Genomic DNA, 21,653 nt, shown 5'->3' with positions numbered 1-21,653 from the left:
CTAGCGTGCAGACATCGGACATCTGACGTCTTATAGCTAGTCCGATTCCCCCTCCCCCGTCCCGAAAGGAACCACGTGTCCCCTCGCCGCGCCATACCGCGCCGCGCAACCGTCCTCGCGGTGGCCGCCCTCACGCTGCTCTCCGTACTGCCCGCCACCGCGGCCCAGGCCGCCCCCGCCGGTGTGACCGCCACCGTCGGCGCCGACTGCGCCGCCGGCCGGCTGCTGCTCGACCTCGACAACCGCAGCACCACGACGCAGACCTACACCGTCACGTGGCCGGGTCGTTCCGGCTCGCCGTGGACCCGCACGGTCGCCGCCGGTGGCAGCGCCGAGCTGTACTGGACGCTGTCCCCCGGCACGCCGTACACGCTGCGCACCACCACCCCGACCGGCCTGGACGACACCACCAGCGGCATCTTCCACTGCGGCACCGGCATGTCCGCGCTGGCCGGCTTCGACTGCACGAACGGCCGCCTCCAGCTCGCCCTGGAGAACCGCACCACCACCGCCCGGGACTTCACGGTCACGTGGCCCGGACGCACCGGCTCGCCGTGGACCCGCACCGTCGCCGCCGGCGGCAACTTCCTGCACTACTGGACCGTCGGCGCCGGCACCCCGTACACGCTGCGGGTCACCGCGCCGGGCTTCGACACCACCCTGCGCGGCACCACCTCCTGCGACCTCGGCGCCGGCAACCCGCAGATGACCACCACGACGCTGCTGACCACGCAGACCGTGATCCGCGGCCTCAACGGTGCGAACGGCCGGTACGACGGCACCGTCGCCTCGGTCCGCATCCCCGGCCTGGCCGTCACCAACAACGGCACCGTCATCGCCGTGGCCGACGCCCGGGTCAACGGCTCGTACGACCTCGGCGGCGGCACCAACAACATCCAGATCGTGATGATCCGCAGCACCGACGGCGGGCGCACCTTCGAGCAGCCCCGCGTCATCCACGCCCCGCCCACCACCAGCGAGGGCGTCGGCGACCCCAGCCTGCTCGTCGACCGCGACACCGGCGTCGTCTACTGCTTCTTCACCTACTCCCCCCGGCCCGGCATCAGCTTCTGGTCCGCCGGGACCGGTCTGAACACGGCCGACGACCCGAACAGCATGCACCTGCGCTACATCACCAGCCGCGACAACGGCGCCACCTGGAGCGCTCCGGTGGAGCTGAACCCGGCGGTCAAGGACCCGTCCTGGCAGCAGGCGTTCTTCTCCTCCGGCCACGGCATCCAGACCAGCACCGGCCGCCTGATCCAGCCGATCGCCTACCGGAACGCAGCCGGCACGAGCCACGCCGCCAACATCTACAGCGACGACCACGGCGCGACCTGGCGGCGCGGCGGGTCCGCCGGTGGAAACATCAACGAGAGCAAGGCGATCGAGCGCGGCACCGGCGCGGTGGTGCAGAACATGCGGCACAACTCGACCCGCAGCCGGTTCTACGCCACCTCCACCGACGGAGCGGCGACGTTCGGTACGGCGACGGCGAGCACCGTGCTGACCGACCCGCTCTGCAACGCCGACGAGATGTCCTACCTGCGCCCGTCGGAGGTCGGCGCGAACCGGGCGCCGGTGCGCACCCGCACCGCGTTGTTCAGCAACAACGCCCACCCGACCGCGCGCAACGACCTCACCGTACGGCTGTCCACCGACGACGGCGCGACCTGGCCGGCGCGGGCGCTGGTCAAGCCCGGCGCCGCCGGTTACTCGACGATGGCGGTCCTGGCCGACGGCACCGTCGGCAACCTGTACGAGGTGGGCAACACCGGCGGCATCTACTTCGCCCGGTTCAGCCTCGACTGGGTGAAGGGCGCCTGAGAGCCGTGTCCCGCCCGGACAGCGGTGTCCGGGCGGGACACGGTCAGCGCTGCCAGCGGACCACGCCGCCGACCACTGTCAGCGCCACGGTCAGGTCGCGCAGCTCCGCCGCGTCGACCCGGTACGGGTCGGTGGGCAGCACGATGAAGTCGGCGAGCATGCCCTGGCGCAACCGGCCCTTCAGGTGCTCCTCGTAGGAGGCGTACGCGCCCGCCTCGGTGAAGCAGCGCAACGCCGTGTCCAGGTCGAGCCGCTCGTGCGGGTCGACGCCGCCGGGCGGGGTGCCGTCGGGCTGCTGCCGGGTCACCGCGGCGTGGATGCCGAAGAACGGGTCGGGGTCCTCCACCGGGGCGTCCGACCCGAACGCCACTGTCGCCCCGGCGTCGAGCAGGCTGCGCCAGGCGTACGAGGCCAGGCCCCGGCCCGCGAGCATCCGGCTGGTGAGCGGGATGTCGCTGGTGCAGTGCGTGGGCTGCATCGAGGCGATCACGCCGGAGCGGGCGAGCAGCGGAACGTCGTCCGGCAGCAGGTGCTGGGTGTGCTCGATCCGGTGCCGCAGCCGCGCCACCGCGCCGGGATCGGCCGACTCCCGCCAGCGCGCGTACGCCCGCAGCACCATCCGGTTCGCCGCGTCGCCGATGGCGTGCGCGGCCACCGCGATCCCCGCCCCGGCGGCGGTCGCCAGCAGCCGCTCGAACTCCTCCGCCGGGGTGACGGCGATGCCGTGGTTGCCGGGCTCGCCGTCGTACGGCTCGGTCATCAGGCAGGTGTGTGAGCCGAGCGCGCCGTCGGTGAAGATCTTCACCGGGCCGGTGCTCAGCCAGCGGTCCCCGTCCCCGGTGGCCCAGCCGCTGTCGATCGCCTCGTCCAGGGCCGTGGCGGGGATCGTCTTGTGCACCCGCAGCGGCAGCTCGCCGCGCGCGTACAGCGTCTCGTAGGCGGCCCGGGCGTCCTGCCCGTCGAGGTCGTGGATGCCGGTGAGCCCGGCGGCGAGCAGCCGGGGCAGGTGGGTGCGCAGCTGCGTGACCAGGTCACCGGCGTGCGGGGAGCGCACCACCGCGTACGCCGCGTCGGCCGCCGCCTCGCGCAGGATACCGGTCGGCTCGCCGTGCTCGTCCCGCGCGATCTGCCCGCCGGGCGGATCGGGGGTGCCGGCGTCGATGCCGAGGCGGGCCAGGGCGGCGGTGTTCACCCAGATGGTGTGGCCGTCGATGCTGGGCAGCGCCGCCGGCCGGTCCGGGCAGACCCGGTCCAGGTCGGTGCGGGTCGGCTGCACCGGCCGCGTCCACTTGTTGCTGTCCCACCCGCCGCCGAGCAGCCAGGCGTCCGGCGGCAGCGTGGCGGCGTGCCGCGCGATCCGGGTCAGCGCCTCGTCGAGGCTCGCCGTGCCGCGCAGGTCCACCTGGTCCAGCCCGCGCACGTAGGAGGCCGCGTGGATGTGACTGTCGATCAGCCCGGGCAGCACGGCCATCCCGCCGAGGTCGACCCGGCGCGCGCCGCCGCCGGCCCGGTCCCGGCACTCGGCGAGGTCACCGACGGCGACGATCCGCTCGCCGCGGACCAGCATCGCCTCGGCGTACGGGCGGTCCGGGTCGATCGTGTGGATGCGGGCGTTCTCGTAGACCGTGCCGCTCATGGGCTCCCTGCCTCGGCGCTCGTACGGAAGTCTCAGGACGTGCGGACCGGCGACGTCTCCTCCGGCTCACCGGCCCGGTCCGCGCGGAGCCGGTCGATGTGGCCGGCCAGCTCGTCGGTGATCAGCAGATCGCGCCGGATGTCGTCGTGCGGGTACGCGGTCCGTCCGACCATGTGCGCCGCGACCGGGGCGGTGGCGAGCTGGAACAGGCCGACCAGGACCAGCGTGGTGATGTCCACCCCGGTACGCAGCCGCAGCGCGCAGCCGAGCAGCACCAGCAGCAGTCCGAGCACCTGCGGCTTGGCGGCCGCGTGCATCCGCGACAGCACGTCCGGGAAGCGGACCAGCGCGATGCCCGCGGCGAGGCAGAGCAGGGCGCCGGCGATCAGGCAGATGCCGGCTACGGTGTCGAGGATCGCGTCGACCATCACTTCGAGCTTCTCCGGGACGCGAACCGGGCGACGCTCACCGAGCCGACGAACCCGACGAGGGCGAGGACCACCAGGACCGGAAGCGCTGTGGCGTCCCGGCTGTAGGCCGCCTCGGTGGCGATGGCCGCGACCGCGACGGCGAGCAGCACGTCGGTGGCGACGGCCCGGTCGAGGATCGACGGCCCGCGGATGATGCGGACGAGGGTGAGCCCACCGGCCGCGACGAGCAGCGCGGTGACGATCACGGCGACGACGGTCACGTCGGTGCTCCTTCCAGGTCGACCGACCCGGACGGGCCGGTGGGTACGGATCGACGGATGAGGCTCAGCTCCTCGGCCGAGCCGACGGCGGCGACGATGCGCTCCTCCAGCTCCAGCACGCTCTGCCGGAAGCGCTCCACCTCGTCGAGGCTGCGGATGCCGATGACGTGCACGTAGAGCGTGCCGGTGCCCCGGTCGGCCTCCAGGATCAGGCTGCCCGGCACCAGCGACAGGGCCTCGGCGTTGAGGGTGAGGTTGAGGTCGGTGTTGACCCGCAGCGGCACCGCGATGATCGCCGACTGCGGGTGCTGGGACCGGACGGCCAGCCAGGCCACCTGCGCGGACGCCACCACCAGGTCGTACAGGAAGCGGACCACGAACCGCAGCAGCGGCACCGGCCGGATCCGGCCGGCGAACGTGACCGGGGGCAGCGGGAAGACCACCAGCAGCACGGTCGCGACCACGAGTCCGCTGAGCACGTTGGCCCAGCTGAAGGTGCCCCACAACAGCACCCAGACGGTGACCAGGCCGGTCACCGCGATGGCCCGGTTGCGCCAGCGGTCACGGCGGGTCAGTGGCGCTTTCGGCTGACTGGTCACGGCGGTCCCTCCGGGAACACGGCCTCGACGTACGGGGCGCGGCGCAACAGGTCGTCGGCGGCGTCGGTGCTGATGTCGAACAGCGGCCCGGCCACCACCGTCAGCGCCAGGCCGAGCACCACGAGGGCGGCGGTGGACACGGTCATCAGCCGGGGCAGCACCGCCCCGGCCGGCGCCGGGCCGTCGTGCGGCTGCTCGGCGCCGTCGGTGCGGGCCGCCTGGTCGGCGTCACCGGGTTCCGGCATGTCCGCGTGCGGGGCCCGCCAGAAGGCGAGGTTCCACACCCGGGCGATGGCGTAGAGCGTGAGCAGGCTGGTGAGCAGTCCCCCGGCGACGAGCGACCAGGCCAGGAACCCGCCGTCGTCGACGCCGGCCTGGACCAGGCCGAGCTTGCCGAGGAACCCGGAGAACGGTGGTATGCCGGCCAGGTTCAGCGCGGGCACGAAGAACAGCACGGCCAGCATCGGCGACAGCCGGGCCAGCCCGCCGAGGCGGTCCAGCGCGGTGCTGCCGCCGCGCCGTTCCACCAGGCCGGCGGCGAGGAACAGCGTGGTCTGGATGGTGATGTGGTGCACCACGTAGAAGATCGCCGCGGACAGGCCGAGCGGGGTGGTCAACCCGACCCCGAACAGCATGTAGCCGATGTGGCTGACCAGCGTGAACGACAGCAGCCGCTTGATGTCCGACTGGGCCACCGCGCCGAGGATGCCCACCACCATGGTCAGGGCCGCCACCACCATGAGCAGGTCGGCGGTGCGGCCCCCGGGGAACAGCAGCGTCTCGGTGCGGATGATTGCGTACACGCCGACCTTGGTGAGCAGGCCGGCGAAGACCGCAGTGACCGGGGCGGGCGCGGTCGGGTAGCTGTCCGGCAGCCACGCCGACAGCGGGAACACCGCCGCCTTGATCCCGAACGCGAGCAGCAGCATGCCCTGCAGCACCAGGCGGATGTCGTCGGGCAACGCGTCGAGGCGATCGGCGAGCTGCGCCAGGTTCAGCGTGCCGGTGGCGGAGTAGACCAGGCCGATCGCCACCAGGAAGATCAGCGACGAGAGCAGGCTGACCACGACGTACGTGGTGCCGGCCCGGATCCGCGTCTCGGTGCTGCCGAGCGTCAGCAGCACGTAGCTCGCCACCAGCAGGATCTCGAAGCCGACGTAGAGGTTGAAGAGGTCGCCGGAGAGGAAGGCGTTGCAGACGCCCGCCGTCAGCACCAGGTAGGTCGGGTGGTAGACCGACAGCGGCGTCTCCTCGTTGCCGTCGGCCATGCCCTGCCCGATGGAGTAGACGAGCACGCAGAGGGTGACCGAGGCGGACACCACGAGCATCAGCGCGGCGAGCTGGTCGGCGACGAGCACGATGCCCATCGGCGCCACCCAGCCGCCCACCTCCACCACGAGCGGGCCGTCCAGCGAGGAGCGGACCAGGAGCATCGCGGCCACCGCGACGGTGGCGGCGAGCACGATGATGCTCACCCACCGCTGGGCGCGGGCCCGGCGGGCGAGCAGCAGGGTGAGGGCGGCGCCGAGCAGCGGCATCACCACCGGCAGTGGAACGAGCCAGGTCATCGGACGGCCTCCGCCTCACCCGCGGCGAGCACCCGGGCCTCGGGGCTGCCGTCGGCGGCGTCGACGGTGTCCGAGTCCGAGGTGCCCGGGCCCTCGTCCCGGTCGGCCAGCTCCATGATCCGGCGGTCCTCGACGTCGTCCTGCACCTCGTCGTGCCCGTTGAGGTGCCAGCTCCGGTAGGCCAGCGCGAGCAGGAACGCGGTCATGCCGAGCGTGATCACGATCGCGGTCAGCACCATCGCCTGCGGCAGCGGGTCGGACATGTCCTCCTGGGCGGTGGTGCCGACGATCGGCGGGCCACCGGCCCGGCCGCCGGTGAGCAGCAGCAGGTTCGCGCCGTTGCCGAGCAGGATGACCCCCATCAGGACACGGGTGAGGCTGCGTTCCAGCAGCAGGGTGACGCCGGTGGCGAACAGGACGCCGATGACCACGACGTAGACCAGGTTGGGGATGTTCGGGCTCATACCAGCTCCTCTTCCCGTACGCCGGCCGGCTCGGTCTCCTGTTCGTCGACCTCCTCCTGGCGGTCCATCTCGGCGCCCAGGCTGCGCAGGATGTCCAGGACGAGGCCGACCACGATGAGGTAGACGCCGACGTCGAAGAAGACCGACGTCACGAAGTGCACGTGGCCCAGCAACGGCAGGTGGAAGTCGAGCGTCGCGCTCTGGAGGAACTCGCCGCCCAGCAGCATCGCGGCCACGCCGGTGCCGACCGCGACGAACAGCCCCGCGCCGAGCACCAGGCCGGCGTCCACGGGCGCGGCGCCGTTGAGTTCGGTACGCCCGCCCGCCAGGTACCGCACGGCGAGCCCCAGCCCGGCGACCAGCCCGGCGGCGAAGCCGCCGCCGGGGGCGTTGTGGCCGGAGAAGAGCAGGTAGATCGAGAACAGCAGGATGGCGTGGAAGAGCAGCCGGGTGACCACCTGGAGGATGACCGACTGCTGCCGGGAGGTCGCGCCGCTGGTCAGCCAGCGCGGACGCGACGAGTTCTGCCGGCCGACCCCGGGGATGCCGCTGCGCAGGTCGAGCGCGCGGGTGCGACGGAAGATCAGGCTGGCCACACCGGTGGCGGCCACCACCAGCACGGCGATCTCGCCCATCGTGTCCCAGGCCCGGATGTCGACGAGCGTCACGTTGACCACGTTCTTGCCGCCGCCGTAGGACACGGCCTCGTCCGGGAAGCCGACCGAGATCGGCGTCGCGGTCCGGCTGCCCGCGGCCACGTACGCCATGCCGGCGGTGACCACGCCGACGGCGACGCCGAGCGCGACGCGGAACCGCCGCGTGGCGCGGATCGGGCGGGCCGAGAACCGGCGCGGCAGCCGGCGCAGCACCAGCACGAACATCACGATCGTTACGGTCTCCACCAGGAACTGGGTGAGCGCGAGGTCGGGCGCGCCGTGCAGGATGAACATCAGCGCCGTGCCGTAGCCGGTCACGCCGACCAGGATCATCGCCGTCAGCCGGCGGCGGGCACGCGCGGCCACCAGCGCCGCGACGACGATGACCGCGCCGGCGACGGCCTGCAACGGGGTGTCCCAGAGCTGGAACCGCCGGGCCCACGGCGCGCCGGCGAGCAGCGCGCCGCCCGGCAGCACGACCAGGACCAGCAGGATGACGCCCAGGTAGAACGGCAGCGAGCCGCGCTGGGTGGCGCCGGTCAGCTCCACCGCCGCGCGGTCGACCGCGCCGGCCAGCCGGTCGTAGCCGCTGGCGCCGTCGAAGGGCAGCCGCGGCAGGTACGGCCGGCGCCGGTGCAGCAGCAGGAACAGCCCGAGGCCACCCGCCACGGCGAGCGCCGACAGGCCGAGCGCCGGGGTCAGCCCGTGCCAGAGGGCCAGGTGGTAGCCGGGGTCGGCGGCCGGGAACTGGTCGGCGTACGGGGCCAGCACCCGGTCCACCGCCGGGGCGAGGACACCGACCGCGAGACCGGCGAGGGCGAGCACCGCCGCGGGGCCGATGAAGGCCGGCTCGATCCGGTGCGGGCGGGTCTCGGCCACGCCGGGCTTCGCGGCGAACGCGCCCCAGAGGAAGCGCGCGGTGTACGCGACGGTCAGCGCCGAGCCGGTCACCACTCCGGCGAGCACCAGCAGTTCGGTCGTGCCGCCGTGCAGGAACGCCTCCAGGGCGGCCTCCTTGGCCACGAAGCCGATCAGCGGCGGCAGGCCCGCCATGGATGCGGCCGCGAGTCCGGCGACCGCCGCCAGCACCGGTGCGCGGCGGCCCAGGCCGCTGAGCTCACGCAGGTCGCGGGTGCCGGTGACGTGGTCGACGACGCCCACGACGAGGAACAGTGTGGCTTTGAACAGGGCGTGTGCGAGCAGCATCGCGGCGCCGGCCAGTGCGGTGTCGCGGGTGCCCGCGCCGAGGACGACCATGAGCAGGCCGAGCTGGCTCACGGTGCCGTACGCCAGCAGCAGCTTCAGGTCGACCTGCCGCAGCGCCGTCCAGCCGCCGAGGAACAGGGTGATCAGGCCGCCGGCCAGCAGGACGCCGCGCCACACGGTGGCCTGGCCCACCGCGGGGCCCATCAGCGCGGCCAGGAACACGCCCGCTTTCACCATGGCCGCGGCGTGCAGGTACGCGCTGACCGGCGTGGGCGCGGCCATGGCGCGCGGCAGCCAGAAGCTGAACGGGAAGATCGCGGACTTGCTGGTCACGCCGAGCAGGACGAGCACCAGCGCGACGGTGAGGTAACCGCCCTCGGGCAGGTTCCCGGCGATCTCCGACCACCGGTACGAGCCGGCGTGCTGGCCGAGCATGACGAAACCGGCGAGCATCGCCAGGCCGCCCAGTGTGGTCACCAGCAGGGCCTGCATCGCCGCGCGGCGGCTGGCCCGTTTGGTCGGGTCGCTGCCGATCAGCAGGTAGGAGAAGACGGTGGTGAGTTCCCAGAACACGTAGAGCAGCAGCAGGTCGTCGGAGACGACCAGGCCGAGCATCGCGCCGGCGAACGCGACGAACACCGCGGCGAACCGGCCGAGGCCGGGATCGTCGGAGCGGAAGTAGCGCGCGCTGTAGGCCAGCACGAGGGCGCCGACCCCACCGACGAGCAGCACCAGCAGCCAGGACAGCGTGCCCATGCGCAGCGCGAGTTCCAGACCGAGCTGCGGCACCCAGGTGACGGTCTCGACGACGGGCTGGCCCGCGCGGACCGGCTCGGTACGGGTCACCGCCCAGATCAGCGCCGCCGCCGGGACGGTCGCCAGCAGATAGAGAGCCCGCCGACCGAGTAGTCGTACCAGCACGGGGGCGGTCAAGGCTGCGAACGCATGGACCGCCACCAGAACCAGCACACACACTCCTCAAGATCGACCTGCGGTACGTCAACCCTAACCGGCGATGTGGCGAGGCGGTATGTCGAGAGAATCACGCGAACGTGTCGTGTCGGCTCCGCTCTGTTTCGGGTAAGGAGTGAGATTCACTCTGCCCGGTACACGATCGGCGTCCGGCGGGCGCCCCGATAGGGTGGTCGGCGTGCTGCCGATGCGAGCCGCCCTGGCGGGCACCACCGGGAACGCGATGCTGATGGGCCTCGCCGAGGTCAGCACGCCGCTCGGCTGGGTGCTGCTGCCCGGCCTGCTCGGCGTCTCGGCCCGGCCCCGGACGGCGGCCCTGGTGTCGGCCTGGGCGGGCGTGCTGGTCGCGCTGTCAGTCGTCGTACCGGTGATCCCCGGCCACCGCAGTGATCCGCAGGCGCTGCTCGCCTCGGCGGCCAGCCTGGCCGCGGTGCCGGTCCTGGCCTGGGCCCGCCGCCGGACGCGGACCGCCACCGTGGCGCGGGCCGCCGCGCCGCCGGACGTCGCGGTGTTCACCGTGCCCGCCGGTCCCCGGAGCGCCGCGCTGGCGATCTGCGGCACCGCCGGGGAGATCGGCGCCGCCGTCCCGGTCCGCGGCGGCGGGCTGCGCGTCCTGCTCGGCACCGTCACCGGCGCCGCGCTGGACACGCCCGCCGCACGCCGGGCGATCGAGCAGGCGTTCCACCGGGCCGCCGCCGGACCGCGGCGCACAGTGCCGCACCTGGTCGACGCGCTGGAGAAGGTGGTCCGCGACCTCGCCCCGGCGGGCCACCTGCGCGCCACGATCCTCGACGTGGACCGAGCCGGGTCGGTACGGGCGGTGCGGTGCGGCTCGCCGGATCTCGTCGTCGCCGCCGAGGGCCGCGCCGAACCTGCCGGAGTGCCCGAGGGACCGGCGATCGGGTCGACGGATCCGGGCGGTCACGCCGCGCCCGGCACGGTCATCGGCCGCCGGATCGCCGTCGTCGGCACCGGCTTCACCGACGCCCACGGGGAGCGCTGGCTGCGCGTACTCGATCAGGTGGCCGCCGGCGACGACCCGGCACGGACGGCGCAGCTGCTGACCCGCGGCGTCCGGGGCGGGCCGCGGACCGGCCCGGCGCTGGTGATCGACGGCGGAACCACAGTCGCGGGGATGACCGGCGGCGCACGCGGGCCGGCCGCCTAGGCTGTTGCGGTGGGCCGGCGTCCGGTGCCGGCCCCGTCCGGGGAGACCGCGATGACCGACAGCGTCCGCCGGCCGGCACCGGTCGCGGGCGGCGAGGACGAGCAGTGGCTGGCCGAGGTGGCCCGCGAGGCGGGCGCCGACGCCGGCGGCGTGCCGGTGGAGCTGCTCGGCGACTACCTGCGGCTGCTGACCGACGCGGCGGTGACCGGCCGCCGCCCGCGCCGCGCCGAACTCGACGCGGTCGGCGCCCTGGGCCGGCGCGCGGCCGAACAGGGGATCTCCGCCGGCCGCGCGGTGCGCCTCTACCTGTCCGCGGCGCGTCGCGTCTGGCGGCAGCTTCCGCACCTGGACCGATCCGACGACAGCGAGGCGGTCCGCGCCGCCGCCGACGCCGTCCTGCACGTCGTCGACACCGCGGTGGCCACGCTCGCCGAGGGGTACGCGGTGGCCCGCCGGGAACTGGTCCGGCGCGAGGAGTCGCTGCGCCGGGAACTCGTCGACGACCTGCTGCGCGGCGACTCCGACCTGGGCGGGCTGGTGGAGCGGGCCGAACCGTTCGGCCTGGACCTGGCCCGGGTGCACCAGGTCGCGCTCGCCGCGCCCGGCCGCCGGCTGCCGGACACGGAGGCGGCGATCAGCGCGCTGGAGCGGGTCATCTTCGACCGGCTCGGTGACCGGGACGTGCTGGTCGCCACCAAGGAGGGGCTGCTCGTGGTGATCGCCCCCGCGGATCCGGTGGCCGCCGGCCTGGGTCGCGGCGCCGGCCCGACCGGCAACCTGGGCACGCTGATGCACGGCGAACTGGACCGGCTGGTGCGGGGCCGGCCGTGGCAGGTGGCGGTGGGCCGCCCGCACCCGGGCGTCTACGGCATCGCCCGCTCGTACGAGGAGGCCCGGGAGGCACTGACCACGGCGCGGCGCCTGCACAGCGAGGCGTCCGTGATCGACGCGCACGACCTGCTGATCTACCGCGTCCTGCTGCGCGACCAGCCCGCCATGGTCGACCTCGTACGGGCGGTGCTGACGCCGCTGGCCCAGGCGCGCGGGGGCGCCGAGCCGCTGCTGGACACGCTGAACGAGTACTTCGCCTGCGGCGAGGTCGCCACCGAGGCCGCCCGCCGCCTGCACGTGTCGGTGCGCACCGTCACCTACCGGCTGGCCCGGATCCGGGCGCTGAGCGGGTACGACCCCGCCGACGCGCGGGACCGGTTCACGCTGCACGCCGCCGTGCTCGGCGCGCGGGCGCTGGACTGGCCCCGCCGGCCGCTCCCGGCGTAGGCCGCCGCCGGTGTGACCGGCGGCTCAGGCCGGTACGGCCACCAGCTCCGGGAAGCCGAGCAGGTTGGCCAGGGCCGACGCCTCGTCCCGGGTGAGGGTGAGCGTGACCATACGGTCCGGGTCGTCCGGGTCGTCGTGGACGACGTCGCGCCGGCCGCCCACCTGGTAGTCGATCACGCCGATCCGGCGGCCCTCCTCCGTGGTCAGCGTGTGCCGGACCCCGATGCCGGGGAGGGTCGTACGTTCGATGATCACGGGGACCTCCTTCGGACGGGTCGCCGAGGGCCCGCCGGAGCCGGCCGGCGTCAGGGCGACGCGATGGGCGTTCGAGCTGAGCTCGCGTTCTCCATGTGTCAACCATAGCCACGGGGTATGGGCGGATCCGGGTTCCGGCCACCGGCAATCATCGCGCCCTTTGTTGGCCGGTGGCGTGCACTGCCGCGCGTGCTGTTCCCGGCGACGCTGGAGGTCCGAGGCGGTACCCGAGCAGCGAGGAGGTGGTGGGCATGACCCGCGCGTCGACGACTCCACCACCGGTGTTCGCCGGACTCGTCGCGTCCCGATCTGCGAGCGGCGACCAGAAGCGCGTCTGAGCCCCCGGCCGCCGGCGTCGTCGAGTGAATCCGACGCCCGCGGCCCCGGCCACGCCCCTTCCCCGCACCGTCCACCGCCCGGTTGGGCACCCTGATCCGAGAGAGGTCGGTATGCCGCACCCCGTCACCGCCGTTCGTCCTCCGGTCCGCACCGGCATGCTGATCGGCCGCTCGCACGGCAGCCGCCCGTCGGTCACCGTCGACGCGGCGCCGATCGCCGTGGACCTCGGCAGCAGCCTGCTGCGGATCTGGCTGGGACCGGGCCGGACGCTGAGCGTCCCGCTCGGCCACGGCCTGCGCAGCCCGGTCGTCCGGCGCGGCCGGATCGTCGACGGTCCGGCCTGCGTCTCCGAGCTACGGCAGATCCTGCGCGACCACCGCACCCCGGTCCCGGTCGGCGCGCTGGTCGTGGCCTGCCGTCCGGTGCTCGCCGCGCCGGCCGAGCAGGAGGCGACGCGCCGCGTGCTCACCGCCGTGCTCGCGCCGTCCCGGCTGCTGTTCCTCGACAGCGTCCGGGCGGGCGCCATCGGCGCCGGGGCCGCCGCCGGCACGCTGCTGGTCGCCGACATCGGCGCCCAGCTCACCGAGGTGGCGCTGCTGGAGGACGGCCGGGTGGTGGCGGCCCGCCGGGCCGACGTCGGCACCCGGGACCTGAACCACGCGACGACCGCCGCCATGCTCGCCGACACCACCGCCCGGCTGGTACGCGAGCTGCGTCAGGACGCGGCGCTGCGGCCACTGGTCCGCGCCGCGCTGGCCCGTGGCCCGATCGTCATCGGTGACGGCGCCACCCGGCCCGACGTGACCGCCCGCCTGGTCGCCACGCTCGGCGCGACCGTGCACCGCGCCGCGTCACCCCGTACCGCCGCGCTGACCGGCGCCGGCATGGCCGCCATCTCGGCCCTGCGACACCCGCACGACACCCAGCGCCGCCCGGAAAGGAGCGCCTGATCATGACGCACGCCCTCAACCGCACCGACACGCTGCGCGAACTGCTGGACCGGCAGTTCGACGAGTACACCGACCAGCTCACCGAGCTGACGCTGCACACGCGGCAGCCCGACCACGGCGGGCACGACCCGGACACGTTGCGCCGGCTGATCGAGACCGCCCGGCAGGGCGTCGCGGACACCGCCGGAGCGCTGAAGCGGATGTCCGAGGGCACGTACGGCGTCTGCGAGCGGTGCGGACAGGACATCCCGACCGCCCGCCTGGAGATCCTGCCCTCGGCCCGCTTCTGCGTGCCGTGCCAGCAACGGCGCTGAGCACCGCACGGGGCTGTCGGGCCGGGCGCCGGCCGGTAGCGTCACCGCCATGGATGTCGATGACGTCGCCGGCCGGCTCGGCGTGCCCGCCGAGGAGGTCGACCGGGTGCACCGGCTCGCCGGTGACCTGCCCTCCGCGCCGCTGCCCGAGAGGGCGGAGGCGCCAGCGCTGCTGGCCCGGCTCGCGGTCCGCCCCGACGACGCCGCCGAGATCCTCGCGGGCTGGCCGGAGCCCGGCTCACCACTGTGGACCCCGGAGCTGCGGTGGCTGCTCGACCGCTCGATCGCCCTGGTCCGCGCCGACCTCGGCGGCCACGCCTGGCTGACACCGGGCCCGGCGCTGCCCCGCGACCGGGGCCCGGCCTGGCGGCACCTCTACGTCTACGCGTACCTCGCTCTGGTCGACGCCGTCCGGGCCTACCACAGCGACCACGGCGTCCCCGACGACGTGTCCTGGGCGACGCTCGCCGACCTGGGCAACAACCTCGCTGTCGACCGGCGGATGAACGGTGACGGCTGGCCCGTCATGCAGAGCTGGCTGACGCTGCACGTGCGCGGCGGCCTCTACGAGCTGGGCCGGCTCCAGCACCAGCGCGGCGACAGCGGCGCGATCGACCTGCACATCCCGGACGCGGGACCGCTGACGCCGGAGGCGGTCGACGCGTCGCTGGAACGGGCCCGCGCGTTCTTCCCGCGCCACTTCCCCGGCGAGCACTACGCCGCGTTCTCCTGCGGCTCCTGGCTGCTCGACCCACAGTTGCGCGAATACCTGCCGGCGGACTCCAACATCATCCGGTTCCAGCGACGGTTCACGCTGGAGCCCCACCAGGAGCAGGACACGCCGGACGGCGACGTCGAGATGCTGCGGTTCGTGTTCCGCAGCCTCAGCACGCCGCTGGACCGGCTGCCGCGGCGTACCGTGCTCCAGCGCGCGGTGATCGACCACCTCCGGGCCGGTCGTCACTGGCAGTGGCGCCGGGGCCGCTTCCCGATGTAGTCACGTCAGCGGCCGCAGGCCGCCCCGGTCCGGCCCGGCATGCGGTGTCACAGGTGCTCCGCGCGCCAGCCAGTCGTCGAGAGCGGCCGGGTCGTCGAACAGCAGCACCCGTGGCCCGGCCGGGTCGGCCGCCCAGGCCCGCATCCGCCGCCGCGCACGGCCGAACCCGGTCAGGTGCCACACCAGCACGGAGTCCCGGGACAGCACGCTGCCCAGCGTCTCCCGGTTGCCGTTGCAGATCTGCTCCCCGCTGGCCAGGCGCCCGAGCGTGCGCCGCAGCAACCGCCGGAACGAGACCCCGCGCGGATAGTCCAGGCCGATCACCAGGTCGGCGCGGCCGAGGACCACGTCCCGCCAGCCGTGGTACGCGCCGTCGACGATCCACCTGTCGCGCCGGCAGATCGCCTCGATCCGGCGGCGCTGCTCGGCCACCGGCACCTCGACCCAACCGGGCTCCCACAGCAGGTCGTCGACCGGATACCAGGGCAGGCGCAACCGCTGCGCCAGATGCGCGGCGAGCGTCGACTTGCCGGAGCCGTGGATGCCCTCGACCAGGATGCGGGCCGGGGCGTTCATGGCAGCAGCGTAGGCACCACGCGCACCCGGCGCGATCCGGGCGGCCCGGTCAGTGCGCGACGGCGACCGCCGGCGCCGCCTCCAGGCCGGCGAGCTGGGACGGCCGGACGACGACCAGCAGCACCACCAGCGCCGCCACCATCCCGCCGGCCACCACCAGGGCCATCGCCACCGCCCCGGTGCCGAGCACGCCGACCAGCGGCGCGGCCACCGCACCCACACCGAACTGCACCGCGCCGAGCAGGGCGGACGCGGTGCCGGCGGCCTCGCCGTGGCGGGACAGCGCCAGCGCCGGAGCGTTCGGCATGGCCAGGCCCGCCGCCGCCAGCACCAGCCACAGCGACACCAGCAGGGCGGGCAGCCCACCGAAGCCGGTCGCGGCGAACACCACCAGTGCCAGCCCAGCCACCGTTCCCGCCGCCAGCGAGGTCACCAGGATCCACTGCGACGGGTAGCGGCGCAGCAGCCGCACGTTGTACTGGGTGGCGCCGATCAGGCCCACCGCGCCCGCGCCGAACGCCAGGCCGAACTCCTGCTCGTCGAGCCCGTAGGTGTCCTGAAGGACGAACGACGAGCCCGCGACGTACGCGAACAGCGCGGCCATGGCCAGGCCGGCGACCAGGACCAGGCCGACGAAGACACGGTCCCGAAGCAGCCCGCCGTAGTTCATCACCGTCGCCACGACTCCGCCGCGCTGGCGGCGCGCGGGCGGCAGCGTCTCGGGCAGGCCGAGCGTGGCCAGCACGACCAGCAGCACCCCAAAGACGGCCAGGACCACGAAGACGCCGCGCCAGTCGGTCCATCGCAGCACGCCGCCGCCCAGCGTCGGGGCGAGGACCGGCGCCGCGCCCATCACCAGCAGCAGCCGGGACAGCATCGTGGCAAACGCGGACCCGCTGAACAGGTCACGCACCACAGCCATCGCCACCACGGCGGTCGCTGCGACACCGAGGCCCTGGACGACGCGCAGGACGCCGAGGACGGCGACGTTCGGGGCGACCACGCACAGCGCCGACGCCAGGATGTGCAACAGGAGACCGGCGATCAGCGGACGGCGCCGCCCGATCGCGTCCGACAGCGGCCCGATCAGCAGCTGCCCGACGGCCAGCCCGGCGAGCGTGCCGGTGAGCGTCAACTGGACCGCAGCCGACGTGGTGCCGAAGTCCGTGACGATGGCGGGCAGCGCGGGCAGGTACATGTCGATGGTCAGCGGACCCACAGCGATCAGCGAGCCCAGGACCAGCACGAGCTTCAGCCGCCGGCCCCGGCTCATCAGGTCACCCGGGGTGGGCGTCGGGGTGGCATCGGTCGTCTGGGGCGTCCCGGCCCGGTCGGCGTGCGACCGGGCGCGAGAGGGTGCGGCACTCACACAGTGAGTCAAATGCGCTCCCGGTGATCACATTCCCGTCTCGGCGAGAGGTAACGCAGGTCACGTGCCCCGGGCGCGAGGTGCGGGAGGCCGATGACGGCCGGCGGGCCCGCCGACGGCACCGGCCGGTGCTACCGTGGGACCTCGGACGATCCGGCCGTGGACGTCCGAGCGTGAGATCGCACAGGGAGACCAGACATGGCGGGTGACGACGACATCTCCGGGTGAGACCGGACATGTGACCGACCGCAGGCAGAAGCCGTGGTCGCTTCGTCGTATCCCCAGCCCGTGTCCCCCGCCGGGCGGCTGAGGTCCGCCCGCCCTCACTCCGAGGTCGTCTTCCCGATGTCCGAATCCTTCATCGTCTGCTCGAACCTGACCTTCTCCTGGCCGGACGACACCCCGGTCTTCCAGAACCTCTCCTTCACCCTCGGCGGCGGCCGGACCGGACTGGTCGCGCCGAACGGCGCCGGCAAGAGCACGCTGCTCAAGCTGATCGCCGGTGAACACCGGCCCACCGCCGGGTCGATCACCGTCAACGGCCTGCTGGGCTACCTCCCGCAGAGCCTGCCGCTGTCCGCCGACCTCACAGTGGCCGGGGTGCTGGAGATCGCCCCGCTCATCACGGCGCTGCACGCCATCGAGGCCGGCGACGCCGACGAGAAGCACTTCACCACCATTGGCAGCGACTGGGACATCGAGGAACGCACCCGCGCCCAGCTCGACCGGCTCGGACTCGGCGACCTCGCCTTCGACCGGCGCCTGGACACGCTCAGCGGCGGGCAGGCGGTCTCCCTCGGCCTGGCGGCGCAACTGCTCAAGCGGCCCGACGTGCTGCTGCTGGACGAGCCGACGAACAATCTCGACCTCGACGCCCGGCACCGGCTCTACGAGGTGCTGGAGCAGTGGCACGGCTGCCTGCTGCTGGTCAGTCACGACCGGGCGCTGCTGGACCGGATGGAGCGCATCGCCGAACTCGACCGCGGTGAGATGCGCTTTCACGGCGGCAACTTCACCTCGTACGAGGCGGCGGTGCGCGCCGCGCAGGACGTGGCGGAGAAGAACGTCCGCAGCGCCGAGCAGGAACTCAAGCGGGAGAAGCGGGAGTTGCAGGAGGCCCGCGAGCGGGCGGCCCGGCGGGCCGGCAACGCCGCCCGCAACCTGAAGAACGCGGGTCTGCCGAGAATCGTCGCCGGCGGCATGAAGCGGGACGCCCAGGTGGCCGCGGGCAAGGCGAACGAGATGCACTCGGGACGGGTCGACGACGCCCGGGCGCGGCTCGACGAGGCCGAGCGGGCGCTGCGCAACGAGCAGACGATCACGGTGGAGCTGCCCGCCACCACAGTGCCGGCCGGACGCACGCTGCTGACCGCCGAACGGGTCCGGGTCCGGCACGGCGAGCGGCACCTGTTCGCCGCCGACGGTGTCGACCTGACGATCCGCGGTCCCGAGCGGATCGCCCTGCTCGGCGCCAACGGCGCGGGCAAGTCCACGCTGCTGCGCCTGATCGACGGCGACCTGGAGCCGGAGAGCGGCCGGATCACCCGCGCCGACGGCCGGATCGCGTACCTGTCGCAGCGGCTGGACCTGCTGGACCTGGACCGTACCGTGGCGGAGAACCTCGCCGTGTTCGCGCCGCAGGCCCCCGATGCGCAGCGGATGAACCTGCTCGCCCGCTTCCTGTTCCGCGGCCCGCGAGCGCACCTGCCGGTGAGGGTGCTCTCCGGCGGTGAGCGGCTGCGCGCCACGCTCGCCTGCGTGCTGGGTGCCGAACCGGCCCCGCAGCTCCTGCTGCTCGACGAGCCGACGAACAACCTCGACCTGGTCAGCGTCGGCCAGTTGGAGAGCGCGCTCAACGCCTACCGGGGCGCGCTGCTCGTGGTCAGCCACGACGAGCGGTTCCTGGCCGCGATCAACGTCGGCCGCTGGCTGCGCCTGGCGGAGGGACGCCTGGTGGAGACCGGTCCCCCGGACGCCGGCTGAGCAGCCCGCCGCGTCCGCCGGCGGCGAGCGGCCCGCCCGGTGAGCCGGGCCGGTGGTCAGACCGCCGGCAGGCGGACGACGAACCGGCACCCGCCGCTGACGTTGTGCGCGTGCACCCGCCCGCCGTGCGCCTCGACCAGGCCGCGCACGATCGCCAGGCCCAGCCCGCCGCCGGCCGGCGCCGCCTCGTCGGCGCCGGCCGGTGCGGGGGTACGGGCCCGGGTGCCCCGGAACGCCACGTCGAACACCCGGGGCAGGTCCGCTTCGGGGATGCCACCGCAGGTGTCGGAGACGGCGAGCCACGCGTCGTCGTCGTCCCGTCCGGCGTCGATGCGCACGGTGCCGTCCGGTGGCGTGTACCGCACCGAGTTGACCAGCAGGTTGGTCACGACGCGGGCGAGTTCGGCCTCGGCGGCCCGGACGGTCGGCCAGCCGCTCTCCGGGGCGAGCACCCGGACCCGCCGGTCGGCGGCCAGCGGCGCGGTGGCGGCGATCGCGTCGGACACGACGTCGCCGAGCGGCACCGGGGACAGCGCGGGCCGCAGCGCTCCGGCGTTGATGCGGGACAGCTCGAACAGGTCGTCGACCAGGCGCGTCATCCGGTCCGTCTCGACCCGGATCCGGCGGTGGTACTCGGCCACCGCCGCCGGCTCGTCGACCACCCGGTCCTCCAGCGCCTCCGCCATCGCCCGCAGGCCGGCCAGCGGCGTACGCAGGTCGTGCGAGACCCACGCGACGAGCTCACGGCGGCCGGCCTCCAGCTGCCGTTCCCGCTGCCTGGCCTGGTCGGCCCAGACCGCCGCCTGCGCCAGCCGGCGGGCGAACGCCACCCCGACGGCCAGGCTGACCGCCGCGGACGCCGCGACCGTCACGAGGACGACCTGGAGGTCGTGCGCGGACAGGAACATGGCCTGGGCGACGGCCGTGACGCCCGCCGTCACCGAGGCGATCGTGACCGCGAGCAGCACCGCGATGTGCGCGAGGATCGACCGGTGGCGCACCAGCCGCAGCGCGCCGACGCCGAGCGCGCCGACGACCGCCCCGGCGAGCAGGGCGTAGAGCCCGATGACCAGCAGCTCGTTCACCGGGGCGGGTCCGACGGCTCGTACCGGTAACCGACGCCCCACACGGTGACGATGCGGCGGGGCTGCGCCGGGTGGTCCTCGATCTTCTCCCGCAGCCGCCGGACGTGGACTGTGACAGTGGACTGGTCGCCGAACCGCCAGCCCCACACGCGGTCCAGCAGCTCGGCTCGCGACCAGGCGTGTCCCGGGTTCGCCAGCAGGAACGCGAGCAGGTCGAACTCCCGTACGGTCAGCGACAGCGGCTGTCCGCCGCGCTCGGCGACGCGCCGGCCGGTGTCCGCGGTGAGGTCGCCGTCGCGCAGCACCCCGGCCGGTCCCCGGTCCTGCGGGGCCGCGCGCCGGAGCACCGACCTGATGCGCAGCACGAGTTCGCGCGGCGAGAACGGCTTGGTCACGTAGTCGTCCGCGCCGACCTCCAGCCCGGCGACCCGGTCGGCCTCGTCGCCGAGCGCGGTGAGCATGACCACCGGCAGGCCGGGCAGCCGGCGACGCAGCCGCCGGCACACCTCGATACCGTCGAGGCCCGGCATCATCAGGTCGAGGACCACCAGGTCGGGCGGCTCCTCCTCGGCCGCGGCGAGCGCGTCCGGCCCGTCGAAGGACAGCCGGACCCGGCAGCCGTCCTGTTCCAGGTAGCGCCGGACGACGTCGCTCACCGTCCGGTCGTCGTCGACGACGAGCACGTAGCGGCCCATGGTCCAGACGCTACCCACCGGCGGCCCGGCGCGGCGGCCCGCGGTCGGCCCGTAAGCGGATGGAAAGATCTTTCCGCCGGGTCCGCCCCTACCGTCGGAGCATGGGCAGAAGACGTGTGGTGTTGTCGGTGCTCGCCGTCGTGGCCGTCACCGGTCTCGGGGTGAGCCTGTACCTGTTCCAGCCGTGGCGGCTGGTGACCGACCGCGAGGTACGCGAGGCGCTGCCCACTGTGGCGGAGCCGCAGCCGGCCGGAACGACCGGCCCGCCGGCTTCCGGCACGACCGGCCCGCCGCCGTCCGGCGCGGCGCCCGCCGACGTGGTTCTCGCCGCCGGTGACTTCGTCACCCACGAGCACGACACGTCCGGCCGGGCGCAGCTGGTCCGCCTCGCCGACGGCCGCCGGCAGCTTCTGCTGCGGGGACTGGACACCTCGGACGGACCCGACCTGCGGGTGTGGCTCACCGACCGGAAGGTGCTGCCCGGCCGTGCCGGCTGGCAGGTGTTCGACGACGGCCGCTGGGTCGAGCTGGGCCGGCTCAAGGGCAACGTCGGCGACCAGGCGTACGACATCCCGGCGTCGGTGGACCTGGACGGGTTGCGCAGCGTGTCGATCTGGTGCAAGCGGTTCGCGGTGTCGTTCGGCGCGGCCCCGCTTGCCGCTGTGACGGGATCGGCGCCGGCCTGACACCTGTGCCGCCGGCCTCGGGCGCTGGGCTACGCTGCGGGAAGCGCTGGTTCACCCGGTCGGCGACGGCCGGGTGTCGTAAGAGGGAACCCGGTGGAAGTCCGGGACTGCCCCGCAGCGGTGAGTGGGAACGACCGCCGTCAACAGCACTGGGCCACGGCCTGGGAAGCGACGGCCAGTAGGCGACCTCGTGTCGGGCCCGCGAGTCCGAAGACCTGCCCGCGTCGCGCGTACCACCGGTGCGCGCCGCCGTCGACCTCGCGGGTGGGTCGGGCGGGTGACACGCCGTACGGTGCGCCGTCGGCGTGCCCTCGACGTGCACACCCCCGCTGGTCGGCG

Annotated in this window: 20 protein-coding genes and 1 riboswitch; of the genes, 8 read left to right on the top strand and 12 right to left on the bottom strand. The window is 74.0% G+C overall.

Features of this window, described 5'->3' with window-relative positions:
• Positions 1–120: 120 nt before the first annotated feature.
• Complete coding sequence (locus tag Q3W68_RS19900) at positions 121–1,827, top strand: exo-alpha-sialidase (RefSeq protein ID WP_302906876.1); 1,707 nt, start codon at positions 121–123, stop codon at positions 1,825–1,827.
• A gap of 43 nt (positions 1,828–1,870) precedes the next feature.
• On the opposite strand, the gene Q3W68_RS19895 is transcribed toward Q3W68_RS19900, so the two are convergent.
• From Q3W68_RS19895 to Q3W68_RS19865, 7 genes are read right to left on the bottom strand one after another with little or no spacing between them, the layout of a single operon-like run.
• Positions 1,871–3,463 carry an amidohydrolase gene (locus Q3W68_RS19895; protein ID WP_302906875.1) on the bottom strand — a complete coding sequence of 531 codons (1,593 nt, stop codon included), beginning with the start codon at positions 3,461–3,463 and terminating at the stop codon, positions 1,871–1,873.
• Positions 3,464–3,495: 32 nt separating this feature from the next.
• Positions 3,496–3,894, bottom strand: a complete 399-nt coding sequence (mnhG, locus tag Q3W68_RS19890) for a monovalent cation/H(+) antiporter subunit G (protein ID WP_302906874.1) — start codon at positions 3,892–3,894, stop codon at positions 3,496–3,498.
• A complete protein-coding gene (locus Q3W68_RS19885; protein WP_302906873.1) occupies positions 3,891–4,154 on the bottom strand; it encodes a monovalent cation/H+ antiporter complex subunit F in 264 nt (87 codons plus the stop codon). Before Q3W68_RS19885 ends, mnhG begins: the two co-directional genes overlap by 4 nt.
• On the bottom strand, positions 4,151–4,753 hold the full coding sequence (locus tag Q3W68_RS19880) for a Na+/H+ antiporter subunit E (protein ID WP_302906872.1): 603 nt from the start codon (positions 4,751–4,753) through the stop codon (positions 4,151–4,153). The genes Q3W68_RS19885 and Q3W68_RS19880 overlap by 4 nt, the downstream gene beginning before the upstream one ends.
• Positions 4,750–6,321: a Na+/H+ antiporter subunit D gene (locus Q3W68_RS19875; RefSeq protein ID WP_302906871.1), complete on the bottom strand. Its 1,572-nt coding sequence runs from the start codon at positions 6,319–6,321 to the stop codon at positions 4,750–4,752. Before Q3W68_RS19875 ends, Q3W68_RS19880 begins: the two co-directional genes overlap by 4 nt.
• Positions 6,318–6,785, bottom strand: a complete 468-nt coding sequence (locus tag Q3W68_RS19870) for a Na(+)/H(+) antiporter subunit C (protein ID WP_302906870.1) — start codon at positions 6,783–6,785, stop codon at positions 6,318–6,320. The genes Q3W68_RS19875 and Q3W68_RS19870 overlap by 4 nt, the downstream gene beginning before the upstream one ends.
• Positions 6,782–9,616 (bottom strand): Na+/H+ antiporter subunit A, encoded by a 2,835-nt coding sequence (locus Q3W68_RS19865; RefSeq protein ID WP_302906869.1) that lies wholly within the window; start codon positions 9,614–9,616, stop codon positions 6,782–6,784. Before Q3W68_RS19865 ends, Q3W68_RS19870 begins: the two co-directional genes overlap by 4 nt.
• Positions 9,617–9,797: 181 nt before the next feature.
• Between Q3W68_RS19865 and Q3W68_RS19860 the strand changes: the two genes are divergently transcribed.
• Together Q3W68_RS19860 and Q3W68_RS19855 are read left to right on the top strand one after the other, a co-directional pair.
• Positions 9,798–10,787 carry a hypothetical protein gene (locus tag Q3W68_RS19860; RefSeq protein ID WP_302906868.1) on the top strand — a complete coding sequence of 330 codons (990 nt, stop codon included), beginning with the start codon at positions 9,798–9,800 and terminating at the stop codon, positions 10,785–10,787.
• A 51-nt stretch (positions 10,788–10,838) separates the two neighbouring features.
• The gene (locus Q3W68_RS19855; RefSeq protein ID WP_302906867.1) at positions 10,839–12,065 is read left to right on the top strand and encodes a CdaR family transcriptional regulator; all 1,227 of its coding nucleotides are present in this window, start codon (positions 10,839–10,841) and stop codon (positions 12,063–12,065) included.
• A gap of 24 nt (positions 12,066–12,089) precedes the next feature.
• Here Q3W68_RS19855 and Q3W68_RS19850 read toward each other — a convergent pair whose 3' ends face one another.
• A complete protein-coding gene (locus Q3W68_RS19850; RefSeq protein ID WP_013285820.1) occupies positions 12,090–12,320 on the bottom strand; it encodes a hypothetical protein in 231 nt (76 codons plus the stop codon).
• A gap of 449 nt (positions 12,321–12,769) precedes the next feature.
• On the opposite strand from Q3W68_RS19850, the gene Q3W68_RS19845 reads away from it, so the two are divergent.
• The 3 genes from Q3W68_RS19845 to Q3W68_RS19835 are packed head-to-tail and all read left to right on the top strand — an operon-like array spanning position 12,770 to position 14,920.
• Positions 12,770–13,609 carry a rod shape-determining protein gene (locus tag Q3W68_RS19845; RefSeq protein ID WP_302906866.1) on the top strand — a complete coding sequence of 280 codons (840 nt, stop codon included), beginning with the start codon at positions 12,770–12,772 and terminating at the stop codon, positions 13,607–13,609.
• Positions 13,610–13,611: 2 nt separating this feature from the next.
• Positions 13,612–13,923, top strand: a complete 312-nt coding sequence (locus Q3W68_RS19840) for a TraR/DksA C4-type zinc finger protein (RefSeq protein ID WP_302906865.1) — start codon at positions 13,612–13,614, stop codon at positions 13,921–13,923.
• A gap of 49 nt (positions 13,924–13,972) precedes the next feature.
• A complete protein-coding gene (locus tag Q3W68_RS19835) occupies positions 13,973–14,920 on the top strand; it encodes an acyltransferase domain-containing protein (RefSeq protein WP_302906864.1) in 948 nt (315 codons plus the stop codon).
• Here Q3W68_RS19835 and Q3W68_RS19830 read toward each other — a convergent pair whose 3' ends face one another.
• Both Q3W68_RS19830 and Q3W68_RS19825 read right to left on the bottom strand, forming a co-directional pair.
• A complete protein-coding gene (locus Q3W68_RS19830) occupies positions 14,921–15,496 on the bottom strand; it encodes an adenylate kinase (protein WP_302906863.1) in 576 nt (191 codons plus the stop codon). It abuts the gene before it with no gap.
• A gap of 49 nt (positions 15,497–15,545) precedes the next feature.
• Positions 15,546–16,769, bottom strand: coding sequence for a multidrug effflux MFS transporter (locus tag Q3W68_RS19825; protein WP_302907149.1), 1,224 nt, complete (start codon positions 16,767–16,769; stop codon positions 15,546–15,548).
• A gap of 441 nt (positions 16,770–17,210) precedes the next feature.
• Between Q3W68_RS19825 and Q3W68_RS19820 the strand changes: the two genes are divergently transcribed.
• Positions 17,211–18,848: an ABC-F family ATP-binding cassette domain-containing protein gene (locus Q3W68_RS19820; protein WP_302906862.1), complete on the top strand. Its 1,638-nt coding sequence runs from the start codon at positions 17,211–17,213 to the stop codon at positions 18,846–18,848.
• Positions 18,849–18,904: 56 nt separating this feature from the next.
• On the opposite strand, the gene Q3W68_RS19815 is transcribed toward Q3W68_RS19820, so the two are convergent.
• Positions 18,905–19,933 (bottom strand): sensor histidine kinase KdpD, encoded by a 1,029-nt coding sequence (locus Q3W68_RS19815; protein ID WP_302906861.1) that lies wholly within the window; start codon positions 19,931–19,933, stop codon positions 18,905–18,907.
• On the bottom strand, positions 19,930–20,628 hold the full coding sequence (locus Q3W68_RS19810) for a response regulator transcription factor (protein WP_302906860.1): 699 nt from the start codon (positions 20,626–20,628) through the stop codon (positions 19,930–19,932). The genes Q3W68_RS19815 and Q3W68_RS19810 overlap by 4 nt, the downstream gene beginning before the upstream one ends.
• A 101-nt stretch (positions 20,629–20,729) precedes the next feature.
• Here Q3W68_RS19810 and Q3W68_RS19805 point away from each other — a divergent pair, with 101 nt between their 5' ends.
• A complete protein-coding gene (locus Q3W68_RS19805) occupies positions 20,730–21,314 on the top strand; it encodes a DM13 domain-containing protein (protein WP_302906859.1) in 585 nt (194 codons plus the stop codon).
• A gap of 30 nt (positions 21,315–21,344) precedes the next feature.
• Positions 21,345–21,552: riboswitch (cobalamin riboswitch) on the top strand.
• Positions 21,553–21,653 lie beyond the last annotated feature (101 nt).

Source organism: Micromonospora sp. C28ISP2-4 (assembly GCF_030519385.1).
Lineage (GTDB): Bacteria > Actinomycetota > Actinomycetes > Mycobacteriales > Micromonosporaceae > Micromonospora > Micromonospora tulbaghiae.
Note: the sequence above shows the minus strand (reverse complement) of the source record. Positions and strands in the feature narration are given on the sequence as shown.